At 72.4% G+C, this 21,683-nt stretch carries 16 protein-coding genes and 1 other RNA gene; 12 read left to right on the top strand and 5 right to left on the bottom strand.

Annotated features, from left to right (window positions below; translation table 11 throughout):
* Nucleotides 1-81 precede the first annotated feature (81 nt).
* From OG710_RS10025 to OG710_RS10010, 4 genes are all read right to left on the bottom strand, one after another.
* The gene (locus OG710_RS10025; protein ID WP_330239009.1) at nt 82-984 is read right to left on the bottom strand and encodes a carbohydrate ABC transporter permease; all 903 of its coding nucleotides are present in this window, start codon (nt 982-984) and stop codon (nt 82-84) included.
* Nucleotides 981-2,405 (bottom strand): carbohydrate ABC transporter permease, encoded by a 1,425-nt coding sequence (locus OG710_RS10020; RefSeq protein WP_330239008.1) that lies wholly within the window; start codon nt 2,403-2,405, stop codon nt 981-983. The genes OG710_RS10025 and OG710_RS10020 overlap by 4 nt, the downstream gene beginning before the upstream one ends.
* A 4-nt stretch (nt 2,406-2,409) precedes the next feature.
* Nucleotides 2,410-3,780, bottom strand: coding sequence for an ABC transporter substrate-binding protein (locus tag OG710_RS10015; RefSeq protein WP_330239007.1), 1,371 nt, complete (start codon nt 3,778-3,780; stop codon nt 2,410-2,412).
* 296 nt (nt 3,781-4,076) lie between these two features.
* Entirely contained in the window at nt 4,077-7,298 is a 3,222-nt protein-coding gene (locus tag OG710_RS10010) for an FHA domain-containing protein (protein WP_330239006.1), read from the bottom strand.
* A 401-nt stretch (nt 7,299-7,699) separates the two neighbouring features.
* Here OG710_RS10010 and OG710_RS10005 point away from each other — a divergent pair, with 401 nt between their 5' ends.
* The 4 genes from OG710_RS10005 to OG710_RS09990 all read left to right on the top strand — a co-directional run bounded on the left by OG710_RS10005 (nt 7,700) and on the right by OG710_RS09990 (nt 13,009).
* Entirely contained in the window at nt 7,700-9,388 is a 1,689-nt protein-coding gene (locus OG710_RS10005) for a serine/threonine-protein kinase (RefSeq protein ID WP_330239005.1), read from the top strand.
* A 168-nt stretch (nt 9,389-9,556) separates the two neighbouring features.
* Nucleotides 9,557-10,798, top strand: coding sequence for a serine/threonine-protein kinase (locus OG710_RS10000; protein ID WP_330239004.1), 1,242 nt, complete (start codon nt 9,557-9,559; stop codon nt 10,796-10,798).
* An 80-nt stretch (nt 10,799-10,878) separates the two neighbouring features.
* On the top strand, nt 10,879-11,985 hold the full coding sequence (gene prfB / locus OG710_RS09995) for a peptide chain release factor 2 (protein ID WP_330239003.1): 1,107 nt from the start codon (nt 10,879-10,881) through the stop codon (nt 11,983-11,985).
* 319 nt (nt 11,986-12,304) lie between these two features.
* On the top strand, nt 12,305-13,009 hold the full coding sequence (locus OG710_RS09990; protein ID WP_330239002.1) for an LPXTG cell wall anchor domain-containing protein: 705 nt from the start codon (nt 12,305-12,307) through the stop codon (nt 13,007-13,009).
* Between the two features lie 82 nt (nt 13,010-13,091).
* On the opposite strand, the gene OG710_RS09985 is transcribed toward OG710_RS09990, so the two are convergent.
* On the bottom strand, nt 13,092-13,289 hold the full coding sequence (locus OG710_RS09985; RefSeq protein ID WP_330239001.1) for a hypothetical protein: 198 nt from the start codon (nt 13,287-13,289) through the stop codon (nt 13,092-13,094).
* Between the two features lie 270 nt (nt 13,290-13,559).
* On the opposite strand from OG710_RS09985, the gene ftsE reads away from it, so the two are divergent.
* From ftsE to OG710_RS09945, 8 genes are all read left to right on the top strand, one after another.
* Nucleotides 13,560-14,249, top strand: a complete 690-nt coding sequence (gene ftsE / locus OG710_RS09980) for a cell division ATP-binding protein FtsE (protein ID WP_018555946.1) — start codon at nt 13,560-13,562, stop codon at nt 14,247-14,249.
* A 23-nt stretch (nt 14,250-14,272) separates the two neighbouring features.
* Nucleotides 14,273-15,190 carry a permease-like cell division protein FtsX gene (ftsX, locus tag OG710_RS09975; RefSeq protein WP_330239000.1) on the top strand — a complete coding sequence of 306 codons (918 nt, stop codon included), beginning with the start codon at nt 14,273-14,275 and terminating at the stop codon, nt 15,188-15,190.
* 68 nt (nt 15,191-15,258) lie between these two features.
* Complete coding sequence (locus OG710_RS09970) at nt 15,259-16,446, top strand: S41 family peptidase (RefSeq protein ID WP_330238999.1); 1,188 nt, start codon at nt 15,259-15,261, stop codon at nt 16,444-16,446.
* 18 nt (nt 16,447-16,464) lie between these two features.
* The gene (gene smpB, locus OG710_RS09965; protein ID WP_111330986.1) at nt 16,465-16,953 is read left to right on the top strand and encodes an SsrA-binding protein SmpB; all 489 of its coding nucleotides are present in this window, start codon (nt 16,465-16,467) and stop codon (nt 16,951-16,953) included.
* A 92-nt stretch (nt 16,954-17,045) separates the two neighbouring features.
* Nucleotides 17,046-17,432: a transfer-messenger RNA gene (gene ssrA / locus OG710_RS09960) on the top strand.
* A gap of 367 nt (nt 17,433-17,799) precedes the next feature.
* Nucleotides 17,800-18,201, top strand: a complete 402-nt coding sequence (locus tag OG710_RS09955; protein ID WP_330238998.1) for a hypothetical protein — start codon at nt 17,800-17,802, stop codon at nt 18,199-18,201.
* Nucleotides 18,202-18,273: 72 nt separating this feature from the next.
* Nucleotides 18,274-20,403 (top strand): glycosyltransferase, encoded by a 2,130-nt coding sequence (locus OG710_RS09950; RefSeq protein WP_443064324.1) that lies wholly within the window; start codon nt 18,274-18,276, stop codon nt 20,401-20,403.
* On the top strand, nt 20,400-21,671 hold the full coding sequence (locus OG710_RS09945) for an acyltransferase family protein (protein ID WP_330238996.1): 1,272 nt from the start codon (nt 20,400-20,402) through the stop codon (nt 21,669-21,671). Before OG710_RS09950 ends, OG710_RS09945 begins: the two co-directional genes overlap by 4 nt.
* The last annotated feature ends 12 nt before the right edge of the window (nt 21,672-21,683 follow it).

Raw genomic sequence — 21,683 nt, 5'->3', positions numbered from 1 at the left:
GGGCCCGTGATTCCGGGCCCGCACAGGGGTGCGGGGCGCCCCCGCCGGCCGGCCGGAGCACCCCGCTCTGTTACGTATCTGCTACTTGACCGCCCCCGCCATCACCCCGGAGACGAACTGGCGCTGGAAGGCGAAGAACACCGCCAGCGGGATCACCATCGAGACGAAGGCGCCGGGCGCCAGCACGTCGATGTTGTTGCCGAACTGGCGGACCTGCTGCTGGAGGGCCACCGTGATCGGCGGCGATCCGGAGTCGGCGAAGATCAGCGCGACCAGCATGTCGTTCCACACCCAGAGGAACTGGAAGATCCCGAGGGAGGCGATCGCGGGCCCGCCCAGCGGCATCACCACCCGGGTGAACAGCCGGATCTCGCCCGCCCCGTCCAGCCGCGCCGCCTCCAGCAGCTCCCGGGGGATCTCCGCGAAGAAGTTGCGCAGCAGGAAGATCGCGAAGGGCAGCCCGAACGCGGTGTGGAAGAGGACCACGCCGGGCGTCGTCTCGAAGATGCCGATCTCGCCGAACAGCTTCGACACCGGGATGAGCGCGACCTGCACCGGGACCACCAGCAGCCCCACGACCAGCAGGAACCACCAGTCGCGGCCGGGGAAGTCCATCCAGGCGAAGGCGTATCCCGCGAGCGAGCCGATCACCACGACCAGGACCGTCGAGGGCACGGTGATCATCACGGTGCTCAGCAGCGAGTCGGTGATCGCCGAGTTGTCCAGCAGCTTGGAGTAGTTGTCGAGGGTCAGTTCGGAGGGGGCGGTGAAGACCTTCCACCAGCCGGTGGCGGCGATCCGGTCCGGGCCGCGCAGCGAGGACAGCAGCAGACCCACGGTCGGCATCAGCCAGAACAGGGCCACCAGGACCAGGAAGATCCGCATCGCCCCGCCCGCGGCGCCCGCCGCGAGCCGGGCGCCCAGGGACCGCCGTGCCTTCACCGTGCCGGTGCCCCCTGCGGTGGTGGCCGGGGACGTGGTCATCGGCGCCCCTCCTTCCGTATCCGCCTGATGTTGAAGAGCATCACCGGGATCACCAGCAGCAGCAGGAGCACGGCGATGGCGCTGCCGACCCCGAGGTCCGCGTCCGTGCCGAACGAGGACCGGTACAGCTGGAACGCCAGCACGTTGGCGTCGTCCTGCGAGGAGCCCGGCGCGATGATGAACACCAGGTCGAAGATCTTGAGCACGTTGATCATCAGCGTGACCAGCACCACCGCGAGGACCGGGGCGAGCATCGGCACGGTGATCCGGCGGAACACCTGCCACTCGTTGGCGCCGTCCACCCGCGCCGCCTCCAGGAGTTCACGCGGCAGTCCGGCCAGTCCGGCCGCGATCAGCACCATCGCGAACCCGGCCCACATCCACACGTAGCTGCCGATGATGCCGGGGGTCACGAGGGTGGGGCCGAGCCAGTTGACGCCGTTGTACGGCTCCCTGAAGTTGTCGGCCGGCAGCCGGAGTTCCGCGCCGTCCGCCGCGGCGGGCAGCGTGAACGTGCCGTCCGCGCCGGCCCGGGCGGTCGCGACGACCTCGCCGTTCTTGACGGCCTCCACCTTCAGGCCCTTGAGTCCCAGTTCCTTCGCGTCGATGACGTTGGGCCTGCCGCCGCCGCCCTTGGTGAAGTCCAGCCACGCGGTGCCGGTGATCGCGCCGTCCCCGGCCGCCTCCGGGGCCTGCGCGGGCTTCGCGTCGCCCGGCATCTTCGCCGGGAGCACCCCGACGAGGGGGAGCTTGACGGGCTGACCGGCGTGGACCGTCGTCTTCGTCACGAACGCGCCGCCACCGGCCGCCTTCAGCGGGTGCACGGGCAGCGGATGGGCCTTCGGGAAGCCCGAGGACTCGGCGAACGTGTCGTGCACGCCCACCCACACCGCGTTGGCGACCCCGCGCTCCGGCGCCGCGTCGTACACCAGCCGGAAGATGATGCCCGCCGCCAGCATGGAGATCGCCATCGGCATGAAGACGACCAGCTTGAACGCGGTGCCCCAGCGGATGCGTTCGGTCAGCACCGCGAAGATCAGCCCGAGCGCGGTGGAGATCGTCGGCGCGAACACCACCCAGATCGCGTTGTTCCTGACCGCCGTACGGATGGTGTCGTCCGTGAACAGGGTCCGGTAGTTGTCGAGGCCGGCGAAGCCCGTGCCCGCCTGGTCGAAGAACGACCGGTAGACGGAGTACACGATCGGGTACACCACGAGGGCCCCGAGCAGCACCAGCGCGGGCAGCAGGAAGAGCGACGCGATCACCCTGCGGGTGCCGGTCACGCTCCGGCCGGGGCGGCCCGGCGTACCGGGGGAGCCGGCCGGGGCGGCCTTCCGGGGGGCGGGCACCCGGTGCCCGCCGGACCGTTGACTGTCGGCGGGGAGCGCCTCGTCGGCGCCCCCCGCTGCCGCTGTCGTCATGCCGTCAGCTCTTGTACGCCTTGGCCGCGGCGGACTCCAGCGCGGCCTGGGTCCCCGCGATGTCCTTCGGGTTCTTGAGGAAGTCCTGGAGGATCTTCCACTCGCCCTTGCCGGGCGTCCCGCCGAACGACTGCGGCGCCTGGTCGGACATGTCGAACCGGACGGCGTCACCGGCCGCGATCAGCGCCTTCGCCATCGTGCGCTGCACGTCGTTCGGGTACGCGGCCGGGTCCAGGCCCTTGTTGGGGGAGATGAACCCGCCCTGACCGGCCGCGATCTTCGCCGCGTCGGTGGAGGCCAGCCAGGTGAGCAGCGCCTGGGCGCCCTTGCCGTCCTTGAGCGCGATCGCCGCGTCGCCGCCGGTCACCACGGGGGCCTCGGGGCCGACCGCGGGGAACGGGAAGACCTTGGCGTCGGTGCCGATCTTCGCCTTCGTCTGCGCGATGTTGACGCTGACGAAGTCGCCCTCGTAGACCATGGCGGCCTTCGGCTGGTCCCCGCCGGTGAACGTCTGGGTGACGGACGTCGGGAACTCGGTCTGCAGCGCGCCGTCGGCCCCGCCCGCGATCAGCGAGGGCTTGCCGAACAGCTGGGCCAGCGTGGTCAGCGCGTCCTTGACGGACCCGTCCGTCCACTTGATCTTGTGCTGGGCGAGCTGGTCGTACTTCTCCGGACCGGCCTGGGAGAGATAGATGTTCTCGAACCAGTCGGTGAGCGTCCAGCCGTCCGCGCCGCCCACCGAGACCGGCGTGACACCCGAGGCGGACACCGTCTCGGCGGTCTTCAGGAAGTCGTTCCAGGTCTTCGGCTCGCTCGCGCCCGCGTTCTCGAACGCCTTGGCGTTGTACCAGATCAGCGACTTGTTGGCGGCCTTGAAGTACACCCCGTACTGGGTGCCGTCCACCGTGCCGAGGTCCTGCCAGACCTTGGCGTAGTTCTTGCTCAGCTCGGCCTTGGCCTCGGCACCGACCGGCTTGGCCCACTTCTTCGCCACGGCCTGCTGGATCGCCCCCACCTGCGGGATCATCGCGACGTCCGGCGGCTGACCGCCCGCGATCTTCGTACCGAGGAAGTTGACGATCGGGTCCTGTGCCGGAACGAACGTCACCTGTGCGCCGGTCCGCTTCTCGAACTCGTCGAGCACCTTGACGAAGTTGGCCTGTTCCGGGCCCGTCCAGACCGCGGCGACCGAGAGCTTCTCACCGTCCAGTTTCGGTAAAACGACGCTCGGCGCGGAGTTCTTGTCCGGCGTGGAGCCGCCGTCGTCCGTCTTCTTCTCTCCGCCGTCACCGTCGCCGCCGCAGGCGGTGAGGGCCAGTGCGCCGATGGCGGTGAACACCACGGCCGCCCTGCGAATACGAAGGGTTGTGCGCATCCCTGCCCCGTCTCTCCGTGCGCGTGCGCCGGTCCGGCGCCGGTCCTGAAAGCCGGCGCCCCCGGTCATGCGTCACATCGTCGTGTGCGCACAGTCCTATGCCCGGCGTCCGGACGCCGCAATACCGCGCTCGGCCCCAACTCCTTGATCGTGATGGGCTCGTGACGTGTCGTCAGTGCAGGTATCCGGCGATTGGGGGACGATCGGGCCGCCCGGTCCGGGACGCGGAGCCAGCCCGGTCCGGGGCGGCGGAGGGGGCGGCTCCGGCGCGGTGGCCGAACCGGCCGGGGCCCGGGTCAGGGAACCAGGGGCGCCAGGGGTTGCGCGTTCACCGAACGCGCCGCCCGTTCCAGCGCGCTGGCGAGCAGCGCCAGGTCCGTCGGCCCGTTGCCCAGCTCCCGCACCGGGCGGCGGGTCGGCGGATCGCCCATCCGCTCCCACTCCAGCGGCACGACCGTCGGCCGCAGCGTCGCCGTACGCGGGATGCGGCCCGTCACCCGGCCGCCCTGGAACGGCGTCACCCGCCCGTCCGGATGCCCCAGCCTGCCCCGGCCCGGCGCCGGTTCGTCCGGCGAGGGCGGCACCGCGGGCGGATCGAGCACGATGCGCAGCCGGGCGCCGCGCGCCAGCTCCGTGTCCTCCGTACGGTCCGGGCGGGCCGAGGTCGCGACCAGGTGCATGCCGAGCCGGCCGCCCTCACGGGCCACCGCCTCCAGCGCCCGCACCACCGAACCGGCCGCCGGCCGGCCGGGGCTCCCCAGCGCCGGGGCTATGAGCGCGTCGAAGTCGTCCACCAGCACCACCAGCCGGGGCAGCGGCGACGGCCCCGGATCGACGGGCCGGCCGCCGCCCGCACGCAGCCGGAGCGTGCCGCTGGCCGGTGCCTCCACGTCACCCCGCTGCGAGGGGACCGACGCCGCGGCCTGACCCTGACCCTGACCCTGGCCCTGCTCCTCCTCCCGGCGGCTGTGCCACTCCTCGAACTCCAGCTCGCCGAGCAGTTCGGCCCGCCGCTTCACCTCGCCGCCCAGCGCCTGGGCGAACTCCCGCATCCGGACCGGGTCCGACGCCACCAGATGCGTGAACGCGTGCGGCAGCTCCGTACAGGGCCGCAGGGACTCGCCGCGCTCGCCGCCGGCCCCGTCCACCAGCACGATGCCCAGCCGGTCCGGCCGGGCGGCGGCGGCCAGCGACGCCGCGACGGCCCGCAACAACTCGCTGCGCCCGCTGCCGCCGGGCCCCTCGATGAGCAGATGCGGCCCCTCGTCGGCCAGATCCACACTCACCGCCCCGCGCGGCCCGGCCCCCAGCACGACCACGGGCCGCCCGGCGTACACGGCCCCCCGGGGCGCGGCCCGCGTCACGGTCTGCGTACTCCCCGCGCCCTCGACGGCACCGCCCCCGGCGGAGTACAGCGTGCGCCCGGAATCACCGGTCGCGGTACGGGGGTACGGCGTGCGGCCGGAGCCCGTCGTCGTCCGGTCCGGGTACGGGGTGCGGCCCGAGCCGCGGGTGTCCGGGGCCTGGGCCGCCGTGCGCTGGGCGCCCACGCGCGGGGCCGGGTGGTCGTCCGCGGCGGAGGCCCAGCGGGCCATCAGGGACGCCGGGGTGGCGCGGGCCAGGCCCAGCTCGTCCAGCAGCCGCGCGCTCGGCGGGAGCGCCACCGGCAGCGGGCGGTCGCCCGGCGCGGCCGAACCCTCCGCCCGCAGCGGCGCCAGCGCCCGCCCGAACCGCTGCGCCCAGTGCGCCGACACCGCGTCCACCGAGGCCACCGTGCCGTGCCCGGCGGCCCGGCCGCCCGCCGTGCGCAGCAGCCGCAGGGCCGTCGCCACATCGCCGCTCAGCATGCCCACCGCCCCGCACTCGCGGAACGGGATCGACGCGTGGCACGCGGCCTCGTACGTGGCGGCGACGGGCGAGGTGGGTGTCGCGGCCGGGGTCTCGGCCAGACAGATGAGATGGATGCCCGCCGCCGAGCCGGCCGCGGCCAGCCGGGCGGTGCTCTCCCGGAGCGCGGCGGCGCCCGGATCGCCGTCCAGGATCACCACGGTGAACGGCCCCGTGCGGGCGCGGGCGGCCTCGGCGATCGTGGCCGGGTCCTGACTCGCCCAGCCCGGCCCGAGCGGCCCGTCGTCCAGCCGGCGGACCAGCTCGGCGGTCCGGGCGAGCGCCTGGTCCCGGTCGAACGCCAGCAGCAGCCGGCAGTCCTGGCCGTGCATCGGCCGCAGATGGGGCAGCCAGCCGAGCCAGGACCACTCGCGCCGCCGCTCCTCGGTGGAGCGGGCCCGGTCCGTGCTGATGAGCACGATCTCCAGGTCGGCGGGGGAGTGCAGCGCGGCCAGTTGCGCCACGCAGGACCGGGCGAGCCCGGACAGCCGCTCGCGCGGCCCGGCGAGCCCGAGCGAACCCGCCTCCCGCAGGCTCACGGTCACCGGCACGGCCGGCAGATCGGCCCGGTCGGTCGTGCCCAGCCGGACCACCAGCGCCTCCGGGTGATCGGGGGCGCGCTCCCACAGCCGGGGGCCGGGACCCAGGGCGGTCAGCAGGACGGCCGCCGGGTCGGGCCAGGTGCCCTCCGGGGCCGCGGGCGGGGCGGCGGACACGGCGGGGGCGGGCGGCGCGGGCGGCTCCGGGGCCTCGGCCTCCGCGGGGACGGCCCTGGCGCCCTTGAAGCGGCGGGCCCAGGCGCCCAGGCCGCCGCGCCGGGGCGCCTCCGGCCCGGCGGACCGCTCGGGCGGCCCGGCCGGTGCGCCGGGCGGGGCGGGGGGCTCGGCGCCGTCCGGGAGGGGGTGCTCGTGGTGGGGCGGGCCGCTCGCGGGGGCGGCGGGCGCGGGCGCCTCGCCCCCCTGGTCCGGGGCGGGCGCGGCCGGGACGCGCGCCACGCGCAGATGGCCCTCGCCGTCCGGCGTCGTCGGCAGCACCGGCGTACGCGCGCCGGAGGCGAGCCGCAGCGTCGACTCGCCGAGCCGCAGCAGCGCGCCGGGGGCCAGCCGGACAGGGCGGTCGCGGACCTGCGCCCCGTCCAGCGAGGTGCCGTTGGTGGAGCCGAGGTCGGCCACGGTGACCCGGCCGTCGTCCGAGACGGTCACCTCGCAGTGCAGCCGGGACACATCGGGGTCGTCCAGCGGGACGTCGGCCTCCGCCGAGCGGCCGACGCGCACCGTGCCGCCGTGCAGCAGATGGACACCGCCGGCGTCGGGCCCGGCGACCACCTGGAGCCGGGCGGGCACCACGTCGTCCACGGCCTCGTCCTCGCCGGGGGCCTGGAGCGAGAGCATCGCGCCGTCGACCAGGGGCGGCTCGCCGAGCGCGCAGCGCTGCGCGTCCAGCCGCTCCCGGCCCGCGAAGAGCACCACCGCACCGCTGCCCAGGGAGCCCTCCGGGCCCGCCACGGCCATCGCCAGGCCGGAGGCGACCGTGGCCAGGGCCGTCCCCGCTGGGGCGGTCACCAGCACATCGCAGGCGCGCGCCGGGGTCTGGCCGCTGGGCGGCGCGAGGACGGTCAGCCGGATCTGCATCGCCGTCAGCGGTCCCTTCTGCGCGCGGGCCCGGCCGGGGAGACGCCCTGTGATTCCCCCCACCCGACACGGACGCGTCGTCCGGTACAGGTTCGTCACGCACCGCGAGGCTCCCGACCCCACAGTGGTGCTCCAGGCATCCTCGCACCTGCCACTGACAACACGCCCGGCGGTCACCGGTAAGTGATCTTGAAAGGTCTGCTCCGCCCCCAAAAGTGCGGCATGACCGTTTCCCCCGGACCGCCGCGGCAACCATCCGCGCGACGCGGGCGTCTTCCCCCGCGACCCGTGCGTACGGGGCCGGGGGAGGGAGCCCCGTACAGCCTCTAGAGTGGGCCGGAAACTCCGGGAGGCATCTCCGGGGGGACCGCAAGTTCCACGACCAGCAGGGAGCGCATGACGTGCGGCCGGTAGGCAGCAAGTACCTGCTCGAGGAGCCGCTGGGACGCGGCGCCACGGGCACCGTCTGGCGCGCCAGCCAGCGCGAGGCGGCGGGCGCGGAGGCGGCCGTGACCGGCCGGCCCGGCGAGACCGTGGCGATCAAGGTCCTCAAGGAGGAGCTGGCCAACGACGCGGACGTGGTGATGCGGTTCCTGCGGGAACGCTCCGTCCTGTTGCGGCTGACCCACCCCAACATCGTGCGCACCCGCGACCTCGTCGTCGAGGGCGACCTCCTCGCCCTCGTGATGGACCTGATCGACGGCCCCGACCTGCACCACTACCTGCGGGACAACGGACCGCTCACCCCGGTCGCCGCCGCCCTGCTCACCGCGCAGATCGCCGACGCGCTCGCCGCCAGCCACGCGGACGGGGTCGTCCACCGCGACCTCAAGCCCGCCAACGTGCTGCTCGCGGACCCGGACGGCGAGATGCGCCCGATGCTCACCGACTTCGGCATCGCGCGCCTCGCCGACTCGCCGGGGCTCACCAGGACCCACGAGTTCGTCGGCACTCCCGCCTATGTGGCGCCGGAGTCCGCCGAGGGCCGCCCGCAGACCTCCGCCGTGGACATCTACGGCGCCGGCATCCTGCTGTACGAGCTGCTCACCGGCCGCCCGCCGTTCGCCGGCGGCACCGCCCTCGAAGTCCTGCAACGGCACCTCAGCGAGGAGCCGCGCCGCCCCAGCACCGTCCCCGAGCCCCTGTGGACGGTCGTCGAGCGCTGCCTGAGCAAGGACCCCGACCGCCGCCCGAGCGCCGAGAACCTGGCCCGCGCCCTGCGTACGGTCGCCGCCGGCATCGGGGTGCACGCGAGCGCCGCGCAGATCGCCGCCGCCGACGGGGTCGCCGCCCTCCTCGCGCCGGACCCGGCACCCACCGCCGTGCCCGAGGCCCCCGGTGCCGCCGACCCGACCCAGGTGCTGCCGAGCAACGCGGGCTCGTACGACCCGAACGGGGCCACCAGCGTCCTGCCGCACAGCGGTGGCCCCGGCGCAGGCCCCCAGGCCGACCCGACCGCCGTCCTGCCGCCCGTACCGCCGCGCCCGGAGGGCGAGCCGCGCCCCGAGGACCCCCACCCCTGGCAGTCCCAGCTCCGGGCCGCCCGCGACCGCAACGAGCAGACGCAGGTCCAGTACCTCGACCCGAGCGAGGACCCGCTGCGCCGCCGCCCGCAGCGCCGGCAGGCCCCGCCGCCGCAGCAGCCGCGCGACCGGCAGCCCTACCAGCAGCCCGCGCCGCAGCCGTACCAGCAGCCGCAGCAGTACCAGCCGCAACCGCAGCCCCAGCAGCAGTACCGGCCGCAGCCCCAGCAGCAGTACCGGCCGCAGCCCCAGCAGCAGTACGCGCCCCCGCCGCAGCAACAGCAGTACGCGCCGCCGCAGCAGCCCCAGCAGCCGGCGCCGCGCCCACCCCGCGAGCCGAGGCGGCGCAGCGCCAACCCGATGAAGATCCCCGGACTCGGCTGCCTCAAGGGCTGCCTGTTCACGCTGGTCCTGCTCTTCGTGGCGAGCTGGCTGATCTGGGAGCTGACCCCGCTCAAGGACTGGATCGGCCAGGGCCAGAGCTACTGGAACGCCATCACCGACGCCGTCTCCACGGTGAAGGACTGGTTCTCCGAACTGGGCGGCAGCGGCAGCGGCGGCAACTGACGCACGCACGACTCTGTAGCTATATCGACTTCCGCGGGCCGAATCCGGGGCGATTCGCCCGCAGAAGCGAAGGTTGGCGCCGACCGCGGCGCACGGGCCCCCGATCGCCGCGTAACTTTGTCGACCGGGGGTTGTTGGGGTCCATCGCCAGCCGCTGAGGGAGCAGTCTTGGCACGGAAAATCGGCAGCCGGTACACCGCCCACCAGATACTGGGGCGCGGCAGCGCCGGCACGGTGTGGCTCGGGGACGGCCCCGAGGGCCCCGTCGCCATCAAACTGCTCCGCGAGGACCTCGCGTCCGACCAGGAGCTCGTCGGCCGGTTCGTCCAGGAGCGCACCGCGCTGCTCGGACTCGACCACCCGCACGTCGTCGCCGTCCGCGACCTCGTGGTCGACGGCAACGACCTCGCCCTCGTCATGGACCTCGTCCGGGGCACCGACCTGCGCACCCGGCTCGACCGCGAACGCCGGCTGGCCCCCGAGGCCGCCGTCGCCATCGTCGCCGACGTCGCGGACGGCCTCGCCGCCGCGCACGCCGCCGGGATCGTCCACCGCGACGTCAAGCCCGAGAACATCCTGCTCGACATGGAGGGCCCGCTCGGCCCCGGCAACTCCCACCCCGCGCTGCTCACCGACTTCGGCGTCGCCAAGCTCATCGACACCCCGCGCCGCACCAAGAGCAGCAAGATCATCGGCACCCCGGACTACCTGGCCCCCGAGATCGTCGAGGGCCTGCCGCCGCGTGCCGCCGTGGACATCTACGCCCTGGCCACCGTCCTGTACGAGCTCCTCGCGGGCTTCACGCCGTTCGGCGGCGGCCACCCCGGCGCGGTGCTGCGCCGCCATGTCACCGAGACCGTCGTCCCGCTCCCCGGCATCCCCGACGAGCTGTGGCAGCTGCTCGTCCAGTGCCTCGCCAAGGCCCCGGCCTCCCGGCTGCGCGCCTCCGAACTGGCCGCCCGGCTGCGCGAGCAGCTGCCGCAGCTGGCCGGCATCCCGCCGCTGGAGGTGGACGAGCCGGACGAGGAGCCGGAGAGCGCGCCCGGCTACGACGAGCAGCAGTACACCCCGGCCGGCGACGAGCCCCGCAGGCGCGGCGCCGTCCCGCTGGTGCCCGGCTCCTTCCCGGACTCCAACCGCGACACCCACACCAGCATGCGCGTACCGGCCCCCGACGAGCTGTCCGGCGGCCCCCGGGGCACCGCCCGCGCCCCGCGCGCCCCCGGCCGCCCCCGCCCCGGCTCGGCCCGCAACAAGGCGGCGGCCGTCCGCAAGCGCCGGCTGACGCTGGGGGCCGCGGCCCTGGTGCTGGTGGCCGGGCTCGGCGCGGCCGGCTGGCTGGCGTTCAGCGGCGACGACGCGGACCCCGGACCCCGGGAGACGGAGAACTCCGCCCCGGCGACCCCGTGACGGGTGCGCGCCGCGGTGGCCGCGCGGGGTGATCCGGCGGCCCGAGGAACGTCCGCGCCGACAGCCGTTACGCTGGACCCGTGGCAGTCGTCGATATTTCCGAAGAGCTGAAGTCCCTCTCCTCGACCATGGGGTCGATCGAGGCCGTCCTGGACCTGGATGCGCTGAGGGGGGACATCGCCGTACTCGAGGAGCAGGCGGCCGCCCCGTCCCTGTGGGACGACCCCGAGGCGGCGCAGAAGATCACCAGCAAGCTGTCCCACCTCCAGGCCGAGGTCCGCAAGGCCGAGGCCCTGCGCGCCCGGATCGACGACCTCGAGGTCCTCTTCGAGCTCGCCGAGGCCGAGGACGACGCGGACGCGCTCGCCGAGGCCGAGGCCGAGCTGGAGGCAGTCCGCAAGGCGCTGGACGAGATGGAGGTCCGTACCCTCCTCTCCGGCGAGTACGACGCGCGCGAGGCGCTGGTCACCATCCGCGCCGAGGCCGGCGGGGTGGACGCGGCGGACTTCGCCGAGCGGCTCCAGCGGATGTACCTGCGCTGGGCCGAGCGGCACAACTACAAGACCGAGGTCTACGAGACGGCGTACGCGGAGGAGGCCGGCATCAAGTCGACCACCTTCGCCGTCGAGGTCCCGTACGCCTACGGCACCCTCTCCGTCGAGCAGGGCACCCACCGCCTGGTGCGCGTCTCGCCGTTCGACAACCAGGGCCGCCGCCAGACCTCCTTCGCGGGCGTCGAGGTGCTGCCCGTGGTCGAGCAGACCGACCACGTCGAGATCGACGAGTCCGACCTGCGCGTCGACGTGTACCGCTCCTCCGGCCCCGGCGGCCAGGGCGTCAACACCACGGACTCCGCGGTCCGGCTGACGCACCTGCCGACCGGCATCGTCGTCTCCTGCCAGAACGAGCGCTCGCAGATCCAGAACAAGGCGTCCGCGATGAACGTCCTGCAGGCCAAGCTCCTGGAGCGGCGCCGCCAGGAGGAGCAGGCCAAGATGAACGCCCTCAAGGGCGACGGCGGCAACTCCTGGGGCAACCAGATGCGCTCCTACGTCCTGCACCCGTACCAGATGGTCAAGGACCTGCGTACGGAGTACGAGATGGGCAACCCGGACGCCGTCTTCAACGGCGAGATCGACGGCTTCATCGAGGCCGGCATCCGCTGGCGCAAGCAGAGCGAGAAGTAGCCGCACCCTGCGGACGGGGCGCGCGGGTCGGTGGACGACCCGCGCGCTTTTCCGTGCCGCATGCGTCACAGTTGCCGGTCCTGAATGGCCATCAAGTCCCCCTGAAACGGGCCGTATCGCCCCACAACCGCCTTGACGTTCTCCGCAACCCCGGCAAGGGTGCTTGGGCAGCGTGTGTATCTCCGGGGCGGTTGTGAGCGGGGGCGGGCTGCCCGGCCGCCGTACCAGGCGGGCCGGAGCCCGGAGCGAACCCCGCCGGACGACCACCCGGTCCTACCGCTGCTCCATCGACGAGAACGGCTACTGGGGGTAGCAGTACATGACGAAGAAGACGCGCGTACGCGTCGCGCGGATCGCGGCGGGCGCGGTCATCGCCGCAGGTGCCTCGCTGACCGCGGCCGGGGCGGCCCAGGCGGTCGGAATCGGCGTCGAGGTCGGGGGCGTGGAGATCGGCGCCCAGACCGCGGGTGACCAGGGCGACGGCGAGGACGAGGGCGAGCCGTGCAACCCGCTCGACCCGCGCTGCGAGCCGACGACGCCCACCACGCCGACGACTCCGACGACGCCCACCACTCCGACGACGCCGACGACTCCGACGACGCCGACGACTCCGACGACGCCGACCACGCCCACGACGCCGACGACGCCGACGACTCCGACGACGCCGACCACGCCCACGACTCCGACGACGCCGACGACTCCGACGAGTCCGACGGCGAAGCCGACCTCGGGCCCGTCCGAGTCGACCGACCCCTCGGACCCGACCCCGACCCCGACCGGGACGGCGGACACCGGCTCCGACGACAGCGCCCCGGCGGGCCCCTTCGGTGACGACGGCACCGACAACACCGACCCCGACTCGGTCGGCAACCAGCCGGTCGAGCAGGGCAAGGGCAAGGACGAGCTCGCCGAGACCGGTGCGGCCGAGACCACGTTCCTGCTGGTCGGCGCCGCGACGATGATCGCCGGCGGCATCGGCTTCCGCATCCTGCCGCGCCTGGTCGGCAACCGCACGGCCGCCTGATCCCGGCCGCGCCACGACGCGAGGGGCCCGGACCGCGACGAGCGGTCCGGGCCCCTGTGCGTACGTACGGGCCGGGCGGGCGCTATCCGGCCTGCTGCGCCAGCAGTGCAAGGGCGCCCAGGAGCACCACCAGCAGGGCGACCAGCATGGCCGGGTTCAGCCCGCCGAAGGGGCCCTGCTCCCGCTCCCGCATCCGCTCACGGCTCGCCCGGCACACGGGGCAGCGGCCCTCGGTGACGGGCGCCGCGCAGTTCGCGCACACCAGTCGGTCGTAGGTCATGCGCTTTCCTCCTCCCGCGCGGCGGAGCCGCACAAGCAATCTCTCCGCACAACGCTCACGGAAACGCAACCGTTCCCCTACCACTGTGCCAGCTCGCGCGCCGATCGGCCCGTCCCGCCCGTCACGGCCCCGCGACACCCTGCCGCCGCACCGTCGCGGAACCGGGGCCGATTCACCGTAAATCACCCATCCCGGTACGCGTGCCTGCACGGTCGAGCCCGGTTCGCGTAAGGTCACGCTCACCTACTCCCGGCCGACCGTGGTGCATCCGTGATCCGATTCGACAACGTCTCCAAGACCTACCCGAGGCAGAGCCGCCCCGCTCTCCGGGATGTGTCGCTCGACATCGAGAAGGGCGAGTTCGTCTTCCTGGTGGGCTCCTCCGGCTCCGGCAAGTCCACCTTCATGCGGCTCATCCTGCGCGAGGAACGCGCCAGCACCGGGGCCGTCCACGTCCTGGGCAAGGACCTCGCGCGCATGTCCAACTGGAAGGTGCCGCACATGCGCCGCCAGCTGGGCACCGTCTTCCAGGACTTCCGCCTGCTGCCCAACAAGACCGTCGCGCAGAACGTGGCGTTCGCCCAGGAAGTGATCGGCAAGCCGCGCGGCGAGATCCGCAAGGCCGTGCCGCAGGTCCTCGACCTCGTCGGACTCGGCGGCAAGGAGGACCGGATGCCCGGCGAGCTGTCCGGTGGTGAGCAGCAGCGCGTGGCGATCGCACGGGCCTTCGTCAACCGCCCCATGCTGCTGATCGCGGACGAGCCGACCGGCAACCTCGACCCGCAGACCTCCGTCGGCATCATGAAGCTGCTGGACCGGATCAACCGGACCGGCACCACCGTGATCATGGCGACCCACGACCAGAACATCGTGGACCAGATGCGCAAGCGCGTCATCGAGTTGGAGAAGGGCCGTCTCGTACGCGACCAGGCGCGCGGCGTCTACGGCTACCAGCACTGAGCACCCAGCACTGAAAGGACGCCATGCGCGCCCAGTTCGTCCTGTCGGAGATCGGCGTCGGCCTCCGTCGCAACCTCACGATGACGTTCGCCGTCGTCGTCTCCGTCGCCCTCTCGCTCGCCCTGTTCGGTGGCGCGCTGCTCATGCGCGAGCAGGTCAGCACGATGAAGGACTACTGGTACGACAAGGTCAACGTCTCCATCTACCTCTGCGGCAAGGGCGACGCGGAGACGGTGGTCCAGTGCGCCAAGGGTGCGGTCACCAAGCAGCAGAAGGATCGGATCGAGGCCGATCTGAAGAAGATGGACGTCGTGGAGAAGGTCATCTACGAGTCCTCCGACGAGGCGTACAAGCACTACCAGGAGGAGTTCGGCGACTCCCCGATGGCCGGCAACATCACGCCGGACCAGATGCCCGAGTCCTTCCGGGTCAAGCTGCACGACCCGACCAAGTACAAGGTCGTCGCCACCGCCTTCGCCGGACGCGACGGGGTCCAGTCGGTCCAGGACCAGCGGAGCATCCTGGACAACCTCTTCGGACTGATGAACGGCATGAACGTCGCCGCGCTCTTCGTGATGGCGCTGATGCTGGTCATCGCGCTGATGCTGATCGTCAACACCGTGCGCGTCTCCGCGTTCTCCCGGCGCCGGGAGACCGGGATCATGCGGCTCGTCGGCGCCTCCGGCTTCTACATCCAGGCGCCGTTCATCATGGAGGCGGCCTTCGCCGGTCTCATCGGCGGGGTGCTGGCCTGCGTGATGCTGCTGGCCGGGCGCTACTTCCTGATCGACGGCGGCCTCGCGCTCAAGGACAAGCTCAACCTGATCGACTTCATCGGCTGGGACGCGGTCCTCACCAAGCTGCCGCTGGTGCTGGCGATCGGCCTGCTGATGCCCGCCGTTGCGGCTCTCTTCGCACTGCGCAAGTACCTGAAGGTGTGATGTGCGCCCTGTGAGGCGCACGGACAACGTCCCATGCGCCCCAGAGGCGTTGTCCTAGACTCGGCGCCATGTCGGACCCCGAATGTCGCGTCGGGCCCCGCGGTCTGCGCCGCGGGGCGGCCCTGACGCTGGTCTTCGCCGGCGTCCTCGCCACCGGGGCCGCGACGGGCGCGCTGCCCCGCGGCGAGCAGCGGGAGCCCCGGGTGCACACCCGGTCCGTCGCCGCCGCCGCCGACCGTGACGCGGTCGCCGAGGCCGCCGCCGACGCGGTCGCCGACGGCAAGTCCGGTACGGAGGCGGCCGAGGAGGCCGTCAGTCGCAGCGGCGACCGCTGGGGCGCCGTGTACGACCAGCGCGAGTACCAGGAGTTCGAGCAGGCCCTCGACGGCAGCTACACCGGCGTCGGGCTCGCCGCCCGGCGCTCCGCGGACGGCCAGGTCGCCGTCGCCCGCGTCCAGCCCGGCAGCCCCGCCGACCGCGCGGGCATCCGCCCCGGCGACCTGCTGCGCACCGTGGACGGCCGCCGCGTGGACCGGATGCCGGTCTCCGACGTGGTGGCCCTGCTGCGCGGCGACCGGAGCGGCGCGAAGGCGGGCAGCACGGTGCGCCTGGGGGTGCGCCGGGGGGCCGTCACCCGGACCGAGACGCTGCGCCGGGCCCGCCTCGCCGTCGAGTCGGTGACCGTGCGGCCGGTAGCGGCGGAGCGCTCGGGCCCGTCCGGCGCGGTCCGGATCGAGGTCGGCTCGTTCACCAAGGGCTCCGGGGACGCCGTGCGCGAGGCGGTCCGGCAGGCGCCGCCGGGTGCCGGGGTCCTGCTGGACCTGCGCGGCAACGCGGGCGGACTGGTCACCGAGGCGGTCACGGCGGCCTCCGCCTTCCTGGACGGCGGCCTGGTCGCCACGTACGACGTGCACGGCGAGCAGCGGGCCCTGTACGCGGAGGCGGGCGGCGACACCGGGCGGCCGGTGGTGGTCCTGGTGGACGGCGGCACGATGAGCGCGGCCGAGCTGGTCACCGGGGCGCTCCAGGACCGGGGCCGGGCGGTCACGGTCGGTTCGCGGACCTTCGGCAAGGGTTCCGTGCAGATGCCGAGCCGGCTCGCGGGCGGTTCGGTCGCCGAGCTGACCGTGGGCCACTACCGGACACCGGCGGGTCACGGCGTGGACGGCAAGGGCATCACCCCGGACCTCGTGGTGACCTCGCGGGCCCGGGAACGGGCCGAGACGGTATTGAGTGGCCTCGGGGGCGGTTCGTAGTGCGAAAATGGCCGCACTATGGCTAAGGAAAAGGACACCGGGCGCAAGCTCATCGCGCAGAACAAGAAGGCGCGCCACGACTACACCATCCTCGACACCTACGAGTGCGGGCTCGTGCTCATGGGGACCGAGGTCAAATCGCTGCGGATGGGCCGGGCGTCGCTGGTCGACGGCTTCGTCCAGATCGACGGCGGCGAGGCGTGGCTGCACAACGTGCACGTCCCGGAGTACGTGCAGGGCACCTGGACCAACCACTCCGCCAAGCGCAAGCGCAAGCTGCTGATGCACCGCGCCGAGATCGACAAGCTGGAGTCGAAGTCCCAGGAGACCGGTCACACGATCGTGCCGCTCTCGCTGTACTTCGTGAACGGCCGGGTCAAGGCGGAGATCGCGCTCGCCAAGGGCAAGAAGGAGTACGACAAGCGGCAGACGCTGCGCGAGAAGCAGGACACGAGGGAGACGAACCGCGCGATCGCGGCGGCCCGCCGCCGCCAGCGGAGCGCCTGACCAGGAATACGCTGGCATCGTCGTGCGTTGGTCACGTACGATGGGCACCACACCCCACGGAGGGTGTGCGCACCACCTTGAAAAATCAACATGGGGATGATCGGTTTCGACAGCGGATGTCGAAGCAGGGGAAGCGAGTCGAGGAAGCGGCAATGATCTCGTAAACCATATGTCGCAACCAATAATCGCCAATTCCAAGCGCGATTCCTCCGCCTTCGCCCTCGCTGCCTAATTAGCAGCTAGCGAAGACTCTGCGGAGTGTCAGCCCGGGGGTGATCCCGACCCGGACCCTGGCATCATTCAGGGATCTAAACTTCTGCGTCCGGTCACGGGTCGCAGAAGGAAATCAAACAGTGACTGGGCCTGTCGGAGGCTTGTCCGCGTGACCTCCGAGGCCGAGAAAAGCGTAGCGGACTGCACTCGGAGAAGCCCTGGTTCCGCACCGTTGGACGCGGGTTCGATTCCCGCCATCTCCACAATTCCCATGTGAACGAGGACCCCGTTGCCACCGGCAGCGGGGTCCTCGCGTTTCCCGGCCCCGTTTCCTGGCCCCGGTTCGTGCTCCGCGAGGGGGCGCGGGGGAGTGCGCGCCGGGGCGTGCGCCTACGCTGTGCTTCGGGCGCTCACTCGTAGGAGGCAGCAGGCGCAGCACGGTTCGAAAACAGATGTATCTCTCATCATGAACAACGGCTCCCGGCGGGTTCGAAGCGTCCCGGCGTGCGCTACATTCATGGACCGGGTGCACTGTGGTAGGGGGCGCGTGGACAGGGTGGGGGCCCGTCCGGCGCGACGTACGACCGGTCAGTTGCGCGCACCCGTTCCTGAGTGGGGGAAGTGCGTACAACAGTGGAAACTTGGCGTGAAGGTGCCCGTGCGGGGCACACACACGAGCCGAACGAAGTCACCATCCAGCTGGACGGAATCGGACGGCAGCTCTCCGAGCTGCTGCCGGAACCCACCGCTCCGGAAGGCTCCGACGGCCCCGTCTTCGTGGACGAGAGCGGCCGGCGCGGCAAGACGCTGAGACGTTTCGGCTGGGTCCTGGCCGCGGTCTGCGTCTGTTACGCGGTGACCCTCGTCGTGGCCGTGCTCGGCGGCAACTCCAGCGCCCCCTTCCTCCCGCTCTCCGGGCAGGAGCAGCAGCAGGAGACGACGGCCCCCGCCGGTGACGACGGCACCGCGCCGGTGTCCCCGGACCCCGGCGGCGATTCCACAGACCCCGCGCAAGGACAAGAAGGCGTCGAGTAGATGACCAATCCTGCCCCACGGGGCAGGCGCAACACCCACAGGAAGAAGCAGACCCGCCGGCGCAGACTTCCCATGCGCTACATGCTGCCGCTGCTGTTCCTCGTTGCCCTGCTCGCCATGCTGATGCTGCGTGGCTATGTGCACAGCGAAATCCTCGCCGATCACCGCGTCCGCCCGCCGGTCGCGACCGACCGGGTGCCCGAGCGGGTCCTGGAGGGCGGGCCGGTCATCGACGCCCGCAGCACCACCGAGGCCGCGAAGAGCCTGCGCATCCCGAACCACCGCATCGTGCTGACCTTCGACGACGGGCCGGACCCGGAGTGGACGCCCAAGGTGCTGGACGAGCTGAAGAAGTACGACGCGCACGGCGTCTTCTTCGTCACCGGCACCATGGCCTCGCGCTATCCGGACCTGGTGCGGCGCATGGTCGACGAGGGGCACGAGGTCGGGCTGCACACCTTCAACCACCCCGACCTGTCGTACCAGTCACCCGGCCGCATCGACTGGGAGCTGTCCCAGAACCAGCTGGTGCTCGCCGGAGCGGCCGGCATCCGCACCTCGCTGTTCCGGCCGCCCTACTCCTCCTTCGCCGACGCCATGGACAACGCGTCCTGGCCGGTCACCCAGTACATCGGCAGCCGCGGCTACCTCACCGTCGTCAACAACACCGACAGCGAGGACTGGAAGCGGCCAGGTGTCGACGCGATCATCGAGCGGGCCACGCCCAAGCACGGCAAGGGCGCCATCATCCTGATGCACGACTCCGGGGGCGACCGGTCGCAGACCGTCACCGCCCTGGGGAAGTTCCTGCCGCAGATGCAGGAGCGGGGCTACGAGTTCACCAACCTCACCGACGCGCTCGGCGCCCCCAGCGCGCACACCCGGGTGACCGGTTTCGATCTGTGGAAGGGCAAGGCGTTCGTCTACGCCGTGGGCGTCTCGGAGCACCTCACCGATGTGATGGTCGCCGGGCTCGCCGTCATCGGCGTGCTGGTCTTCGCCCGCTTCGGGCTGATGCTGGTGCTCTCCTTCGTCCACGCCCGCCGGGTCCGCAGACGCGACTTCGAATGGGGCGAGCCCGTCACCCGTACGGTGACCGTCCTGGTGCCCGCGTACAACGAGAAGAAGTGCATCGCGAACACGGTGCGCTCGCTGCTGGCAAGCGACTATCCGGTCGAAGTCATCGTGATCGACGACGGCTCCACGGACGGCACCGCGGACATCGTCCAGCGGATGCGGCTGCCCAACGTCCGGGTGGTGCGCCAGCGCAACGCGGGCAAGCCCGCCGCCCTGAACAACGGCATCGCGCACGCCCGCAACGACATCATCGTCATGATGGACGGCGACACGGTCTTCGAGCCGTCCACCGTCCGCGAGCTGGTCCAGCCCTTCGGCGACCCGCGCGTCGGGGCCGTCGCCGGCAACGCCAAGGTCGGCAACCGCGACTCGCTCATCGGCGCCTGGCAGCACATCGAGTACGTGATGGGCTTCAACCTCGACCGCCGCATGTACGACGTGCTGCGCTGCATGCCCACCATCCCCGGCGCGGTCGGGGCGTTCCGGCGCGAGGCGCTGGAGCGGGTCGGCGGCATCAGCGAGGACACCCTCGCCGAGGACACCGACGTCACGATGGCCCTGCACCGGGACGGCTGGCGCGTCGTCTACGCGGAGAACGCCCGCGCCTGGACCGAGGCGCCGGAGACCGTCCAGCAGCTCTGGTCCCAGCGCTACCGCTGGTCGTACGGCACGATGCAGGCCATCTGGAAGCACCGCCGCGCGGTCATCGAGCGCGGGCCCTCCGGCCGGTTCGGGCGCGTCGGGCTGCCATTCGTCTCGCTGTTCATGGTCGTCGCCCCGCTGCTCGCCCCGCTCATCGACGTCTTCCTGCTGTACGGGCTCGTCTTCGGGCCCACCGAGAAGACCGTCGTCGCCTGGCTCGGCGTCCTCGCGGTCCAGGCCGTGTGCGCCGCGTACGCCTTCCGGCTCGACCGGGAACGCATGACGCATCTGCTCTCGCTGCCCCTCCAGCAGGTCCTGTACCGGCAGCTCATGTACGTCGTCCTGCTCCAGTCCTGGATCACCGCGCTCACCGGCGGCCGGCTGCGCTGGCAGAAGCTGCGCCGCACCGGGGTCGTCGTCGAGGCGCCCGGCGCGACACAGGCCCAGCGCGGACCCGCCCACGACCGGAGGCCCGTCGCATGACGCACACACAGCGGCCGTACGGAGAGCCGCACGGGAACGAGCGGACGATGGCGCTGCGCGCGGTACGCCCCGCCGCCCCCGTCACCGAGCCCGCCCCCGTCACCGCGCCCGCCCCCGCCGAACCCGCCCCTGCCCCCGCGCCCGCCGGTTCCGGCCGGGACCGCTATCTCGATCTGCTGCGCGCCGTCGCCCTGGTCCGGGTAGTGATCTTCCACCTCTTCGGCTGGGCCTGGCTGACCGTGATCTTCCCGTCCATGGGCGTCATGTTCGCGCTGGCCGGATCGCTGATGGCGCGCTCGCTGGCCCGTCCCGCGTGGAGCGTCATCCGCTCCCGCGTCCGCAGGCTGCTGCCGCCGATGTGGGCGTTCGCCGCCGTCGTCGTGCCCACGGTCTTCCTGCTCGGCTGGAAGCCGGTGCGCGAGGAGGGCATCTGGTGGTTCCTCAAGCTGGGCTGCTACCTCCTCCCGATCGGCACCCCGCCCTTCCCCTGGGAGAACGGCTCCGAGGGCGGCTGGCTGGAGACCTCCTGGGCCGAGCAGGCCATAGGGCCGCTCTGGTACATCCGCGCCTATCTGTGGTTCGTCCTGGCCTCCCCGCTGCTGCTCAAGGCGTTCCGGAAGCTGCCCTGGGTGACCTTGCTCGCCCCGATCGGCCTCACCGCCGTCATCGGCACCGGGCTCGTCACCGTGCCCGGTTCGGCCGGGGAGGGCCTGGTCGACTTCGCGGTGTTCGGCTCCTGCTGGATTCTCGGCTTCGCGCACCACGACGGGCTGCTGAAGACCGTTCCGCGCTACCTCGCGGTCTCGCTGGCCGCGATGCTCATGGCCTTCGCCCTGTGGTGGGGCGCGCACCACCTCACCGAGGAGGGCTGGAACCTCGACGAGATCCCGCTCGCCCAGGCCACCTGGTCGCTCGGCTTCTGCATGATCCTGCTCCAGTACGCGCCCTCCTGGCGGACGCTGCCGCCCCGGCTGGCGGGCTGGGACACCCTGATCACCCTCGCCAACAACCGGGCGGTGACCATCTACCTCTGGCACAACCTGCTGCTGATGGCCACCTTCCCGATCATCGATCTGCTCTGGGACGTGCCCTGGGTCGGCGACCACCTCGGCACCTACATCGACCGGGCCGACAACGCCCTCGCGCTGATCGTCGTCTGGCCGCTGATCGGGCTGATGATCCTCGCCGTCGGCTGGGTCGAGGACCTGGCCGCCAAGCGGCGCCCCAGGCTCTGGCCCAACGGCACCACCCGCGCCGCCCGCACCTGACCGCCCCGCTCA

This window comes from Streptomyces sp. NBC_00525, from assembly GCF_036346595.1.
Classification (GTDB): Bacteria; Actinomycetota; Actinomycetes; order Streptomycetales; family Streptomycetaceae; genus Streptomyces.
The sequence above is the reverse complement of the archived record's forward strand: the minus strand, read 5'-3'. Positions and strand labels throughout refer to the sequence as shown.

Bases quoted from the DNA above. Each gene is read 5' to 3' on its own strand.
- smpB (WP_111330986.1), top strand. From the start codon at position 16,465: ATGGCTAAGGAAAAGGACACCGGGCGCAAGCTCATCGCGCAGAACAAG.
- OG710_RS09970 (WP_330238999.1), top strand. From the start codon at position 15,259: ATGTCGGACCCCGAATGTCGCGTCGGGCCCCGCGGTCTGCGCCGCGGG.
- OG710_RS10015 (WP_330239007.1), bottom strand. From the start codon at position 3,780: ATGCGCACAACCCTTCGTATTCGCAGGGCGGCCGTGGTGTTCACCGCC.
- OG710_RS10025 (WP_330239009.1), bottom strand. From the start codon at position 984: ATGACCACGTCCCCGGCCACCACCGCAGGGGGCACCGGCACGGTGAAG.
- OG710_RS10020 (WP_330239008.1), bottom strand. From the start codon at position 2,405: ATGACGACAGCGGCAGCGGGGGGCGCCGACGAGGCGCTCCCCGCCGAC.
- OG710_RS10010 (WP_330239006.1), bottom strand. From the start codon at position 7,298: ATGCAGATCCGGCTGACCGTCCTCGCGCCGCCCAGCGGCCAGACCCCG.
- ftsX (WP_330239000.1), top strand. From the start codon at position 14,273: ATGCGCGCCCAGTTCGTCCTGTCGGAGATCGGCGTCGGCCTCCGTCGC.
- OG710_RS09950 (WP_443064324.1), top strand. From the start codon at position 18,274: ATGCGCTACATGCTGCCGCTGCTGTTCCTCGTTGCCCTGCTCGCCATG.
- OG710_RS09990 (WP_330239002.1), top strand. From the start codon at position 12,305: ATGACGAAGAAGACGCGCGTACGCGTCGCGCGGATCGCGGCGGGCGCG.
- OG710_RS09945 (WP_330238996.1), top strand. From the start codon at position 20,400: ATGACGCACACACAGCGGCCGTACGGAGAGCCGCACGGGAACGAGCGG.
- OG710_RS09985 (WP_330239001.1), bottom strand. From the start codon at position 13,289: ATGACCTACGACCGACTGGTGTGCGCGAACTGCGCGGCGCCCGTCACC.